Here is a 5,476-nt window from a genome sequence, read left to right on the forward strand (position 1 = left end):
AGGTTGTGGCGATCGCGCAGCAGGTTTTGCAGCTACAGTGGTTTTAGGTGCTGGTTTAGGTTGTGGCGATCGCGTAGCCACAGGTTTTGCCGCTACAGTGGGTTTAGGTGCTGGTTTAGGCTGGGGGGATCGCACAGCAGGTTTTACAGCGACAGTGGTTTTAGGTGCTGGTTTAGGTTGTGGCGATCGCGCAGCAGGTTTTGCAGCGACAGTGGGTTTAGATGCTGGCTTAGGTTGTGGCGATCGCGTAGCCACAGGTTTTGTAGCTACCTTATTCTGAGACTTAGCAATCACTTCACCATCAGGTATAGTACCCTTGCTAGTTATAGGCTTGCTAGCTATAGGCGGCAATATTTTACTGTTAATTACCGCCCCAGAAACAGGCTTACGAGATTCTACAATAGGAGAAAGTTCAATCAACTCAACCGATATAGGTTCCTTCTCAACCGTATGCACAGAATTAACAGCACCAAGACGGATCGAACAGAAAGCCACTGCGTGTAAGACAACAGAACCTAAAAGCGCAGCCATCGATAACATCGGCGACTCAGAGCGGCGCTGGAAAGTAAAATTTTTCTTATAAAGCGTTCTAGTCATAGGAAAATAAGTAATAAATATTGCAGTTAACAGTTAACAGTTAACCGTTAACAGTTAACTTCCTTCTTCCAACTATCTTTTCACTACAAAAGTCAGCACAGTTTCATCAATTCCCTTAAGTTGCAGCGATTTGTACTTAACAATCTCATCCTCATCCAAATAATCCGCCACCGCCGCCGAAACAATAATCGTATTTGGTTCCGCCGCCTCTTGCAGACGCGCCGCAATATTCACGCTCGGCCCAATCGCCGTATAATCCGATCGCTCCTCACTACCAAACATCCCCACCACAGCAGTACCCTGATGAATCCCACAACGGAAACGCACCAGAGGAACATCATTAACCCCCACAAGGCCCTGTTCTTGCCAGCGTTCATTTAGCTCATCCAGAGCCAAAAGCATACTCCGAGCCGAAGCCACAGCACGGCGCACCTGCTCATTAGGAGTCAACTCCTCCGGCGCACCATAAAGAGCCATCACCGCATCCCCGACAAACTTATCCACCGTACCGCCATTATTGAACACAGCCTTAGTCATCGCTGCCAAATACTCATTTAATAACTCAGCTACTCGGCGCGATCGCAAAGTATTCGCCAAAGCAGTAAAACCCACAATATCGCTAAACAAAATCGTAATCAGGCGCGGTTCCGGGCGCAAATCCAGACTCAATTCCCCCGCCGCCGCCTTCTTCACCATCGAAGGCGGCAAAAACCTACCCAACACGGACTCAGTTAAATAAGTATTCAACTGTTGTACCCGGCGCTCATTTTGCTTGAGCGCCACCAAATTCCGCACCTCAGCCAACAGTTCGCGATCGTTAAAAGGCTTAGACAAATAAGCATCCGCCCCCCGTTCTACTCCCTCAATTCTAGTATCTTCATCCGCCTTTGCTGTCAATAAAATTACAGGTGTACCCTTGAGCAAATCATCTTCACGAATCATCCGAATCAAATCTAAACCAGACACCACAGGCATCATTAAATCTGTTACAATTACATCCGGGTCGTCACTTTTCGCCATTTCTAACCCCTCAGCTCCATTACGAGCAAGTACCACAGAAAAATTAGCTTGCCGTAAAATTCTTGCTACATAAGTCCGCAAATCTGGATTATCATCAACCACCAGCACAGTAGACAACTTTTCCGACTTGTCCTCGGCTTTGACCAAATCGCTTTCGATGGAAACCTCTTGCTTTTCCTCTTCCTCAAGCATATCCGCCTCCACATCCGCCAATTCCACCGCCGCCTTAGCAGAGTGAAAGTCAGCAGGCACTTCCAACAATCGATCTGCGGGCAAGTGCGTCGAACCCTTAACCAGCCAAACCGTGAAAGTAGAGCCTTCGCCATAAACTGATTCTACGGAAATTTTACCTGCGTGCATTTCCACCAGTTCCTTCACCAGAGCCAGACCCAAACCGCTACCTTCATAAGAGCGGGAAGCGGAGCCTTCAGCTTGACGGAAGCGCTCGAAGAGGTAGGGAATTTGTTCTGTGCGGATGCCAATACCACTATCTTTGACCTGAAGCAGACAGTGTGAGCTGGCATTAGTAAGGCTAATAGTAATGTTCCCTCCTGATGAGGTAAACTTCATGGCATTGGATAAGAGGTTGTAGAGCACTTTATCAAACCTTTCAATATCCAAATATAGGGGAGGGCAATCTTCTAATTGAGTGACGAGATTGATACCTTTCTTTTCGCAATAGGGCCGGAAGGATTCAACGGTACTCCGACAAAATCCTACTAGGTCAGTAGGGCGAAAACTCGGCTGCATCTTACCAGCATCAAGGCGTTGCAAATCGAGTAATTGATTTACCAACCGTAGCAAGCGGCGGGAATTGCGGAGGGCGATCGCAGCTTGTTCGTAAGGTAAATCCTGTTTCAAACTGACTGCTGACTCCAGAGGCCCAATAGTTAAAGTTAGCGGCGTGCGGAACTCGTGAGAGATATTTTGGAAAAATTCAGTTTTGAGGCGATCGGCTTCCAGCAGACGTTCTGCCTGTTGCCTAGTAGTTTGATAGAGACGCGATTGCTGCACTGCTAGAGATGCTTGAGTTGCGACTACTTGCGCTAGCTCGATTTCCCAGGGTAGCCAGCGGCGGGTGGATCGATTTTGACGCAGGGAAATGCTACCGATAATCTTGCCATCAGAAATTAGGGGGACTACCAGTAAAGCTCGCGCAGGCGATCGCAGCGGCAATTCAGTCACATTGAGCTCAGGATGTTCGTTGAGATCTCCCAGCGCTACTGGTTGTTTCGATAACATCACTTGCTGCAACACCGGATTACCTCGAATCGGTACCACTGACTGAGGCAGAGAATAAGGAGCAACACTCAAGGATGGGAGATCGGGTTCGCTAAAATCGATCTCGTCCTGAGTGTTTGAGGGCCTGTGTCCTTCGGCAAATTCTCCTACAGCCACCGCATTCATGGTTGCATCGTAGAGCCCCACGCACTGGACATACTCATCATCTTCTGTCCACAGAGACAGGGCGCAGCCATCAATATGCAGTGCTTGTCCCAACTGTTGGGTAATAGCGGCAAAGATATTTTGCGGGTCAAGCGAGGAGCGAATCGCTGAAGTGATGGTATTAACAAGGGCCTCTCGTTTTGCTAGCGCTCGAACTTGCTCGTAGGCCCGCGCTTGGGAAAGGGCTAAAGCGGCTTGGTCAGCAACAGTAATCACTAACTGCACTTCATGGTCTTGCCACTGGCGGGAATTCTCAAACTGATGTAACGCCAGCACTGCCATTAGTTCCATTTGATAAAACAGTGGCACTATTAAGCTGGTGCAAATATTCGCAGCCGAGTAAGCCTGTTTCCGCTCCCAGTTTTCGGGGTTCTGTACCCTTTCATCGCTTTGAGCATCTTGGATTACCTCTACATCTAGAGTTTCCCAAACTAAAAGCGGCAAAATGTCGGCGGAGAGGGAAGAGGAAGAGGGGGAAACTGGGAGAGGCGGAGATAAAGAGGAGGAGGAAGATTTAGCTTCCGCATCTCCCGCATCTCCCGCATCTCCCCTATCTCCCCATCTCCCCCTCTCCTCCGCTCCCCTGCTCAACAGATCCCCTTCTAACCCTTTAGGTCTTGGTTCTTGTTTTTCATACAGAAACCACTCTTCAGCCATCTGCCCGTCTTGAAAAGGCCGCAGCAGGCAGCAGCTCACGTCAAACATATGACCGACAGTTTCAACTATTCTTTGAAGCATCTGCCGGTAATCCGGTGCAGAGCGAATGGTATTGGTGACTGCGTATAGTAAAGAGCCTTGTTTAAGAGCCCGCCGCAGTTCTTCTGTGCGAGCTTTGAGGACGTTGTGGGTATCGACTGCTTGGCTAACGAGGGCTTTGAGTTCTTCGGCATCCCAAGGTTTTGTAACGTATTTAAATACTTTGCCAGAGTTAATAGCTTCTACTAGGTCTTCAACATCTGTATAGCCCGTTAATATAATTCTAATTACATCGGGATAGCTAGTGGCAGCTAAACTTAGAAATTCTGTACCGCTCATTTGTGGCATCCGCTGATCGGAAATAATGACGGCTATTTCACCTTCTCTGGCTAAAATTTCCAAGGCAGCCGGGCCCGAATCTGCTCTGAGCACTTTGTAATCCCGATGGAAGGTGCGGTAGAGCAGGTCAAGGTTATCAGGCTCGTCATCGACGACCAATAGTTTTAATTTACGGTTAGTTTGAGAATTCATAGAGATTCTCCAAAACGGAAACCCATCGCCTTTTGCGTTGGAGGAGTTCTTGACCCTTTAGGCACAGCAACTTGACATTAGTCAACAGATATGTTAATGCTAGATTGTGCGGTTTTACTAAAACACAAAGACCCGATATGTCAGGGTTGAAACTCCTCAAACCCAAGTGTTTTGAGTTTAAAAACTCAAACCGAGTGGCTAAATATAGGACAGTCGGCGAGTGAACCAAGCAGGGTAAAAAAGTTGCATTTGTAGTATGTTCGCAAGTAGGGGCGGGTTGAGCAACATCTTCTCTAGTTAGTGCAGATATTTGTAAACCCGCCCCTGCTGGAATCCCGCAAGGGCTAATAAATTCTAAGGGCAATTGGTGCCTAAAGGCAGAAGACACTAGCTTAGCTGTTGTTTTAGGGCTGTCCTGTTGCATAAACCGCTATCTGTCTGAATGTTGAAATCAATGAAAGTGAGTATAGTTCACAGCCATAGCTGTCTTCTAAATAATCCCATCCCTTACCAGGGTGGGAGTCTCAACTGTTAATCTTAACTACGGTTGCCCTCAGAGGAACAAGAGTTTAAATAATGGCCCAATTGCGGGGATTCATCCTGATGTCTAATTATTATTAACACAGTTGCGGTATTGGCGAGTAAGGCTGGGGGGCATTGCTGCCGCTCGGCTAGCCTCAAAAGGCTAAAGGTAATCTGGACTGTAGCGGGAAAAGCTTCATGGGAAGACGTTTCCCGGTAGCGGAGGTAAAAATCTACTCCTCGTTCAATGGTGACATAATCCTGACTCTAATTCCTACGGGCGATTGGGTACGGCGATCGCTTTATTTGCCAGTATGAGGCTGGGTGATTCTGATAGGCTGATAATTAAAACTTGGCTTGGAGTTGTGAATCCTTTCTTTTTTTCTTCGATGTCCCGCGATTTAGAAAGCTCCCGATGTCCGTCTGGCCCCTCTCGCTTTCTGATCCGGGCGGCTGTATCTAAGGATCTGACGCAGTTGGCTGAAATTTTGGCTCTGAGCTTTCACTCTCGCGAGGGGATTATGGAGTTGATTTATCCAGTGTTGCGGTTGGGTATTTATGAAGATTTAAGAAACCGGTTGCGATCGGCTTCGGAACATTATATTTGTTTGGCGGCTGAGCTCACCTCTAGCAGGGAGGGGGCACAGGGTCGTCTGTTGGGAAC

The 5,476-nt window shown here is 47.9% G+C and carries 1 protein-coding gene and 2 pseudogenes; 1 reads left to right on the forward strand and 2 read right to left on the reverse strand.

Going from position 1 to position 5,476, the window contains the following annotated elements:
• Positions 1 to 597: pseudogene (locus PN499_RS22775) on the reverse strand (hypothetical protein); the annotation flags it as partial.
• Positions 598 to 669: 72 nt separating this feature from the next.
• The gene (locus PN499_RS22780; protein WP_272034898.1) at positions 670 to 4,290 is read right to left on the reverse strand and encodes a response regulator; all 3,621 of its coding nucleotides are present in this window, start codon (positions 4,288 to 4,290) and stop codon (positions 670 to 672) included.
• 887 nt (positions 4,291 to 5,177) lie between these two features.
• Between PN499_RS22780 and PN499_RS22785 the strand changes: the two are divergent.
• A pseudogene (locus PN499_RS22785) lies at positions 5,178 to 5,476 on the forward strand (GNAT family N-acetyltransferase); the annotation flags it as partial.

The sequence above is a fragment of the Kamptonema animale CS-326 genome (assembly GCF_028330895.1).
In the GTDB taxonomy this organism is placed as follows: domain Bacteria; phylum Cyanobacteriota; class Cyanobacteriia; order Cyanobacteriales; family Microcoleaceae; genus Kamptonema; species Kamptonema formosum.

Bases quoted from the DNA above. Each gene is read 5' to 3' on its own strand.
- PN499_RS22780 (WP_272034898.1), bottom strand. From the start codon at position 4,290: ATGAATTCTCAAACTAACCGTAAATTAAAACTATTGGTCGTCGATGAC.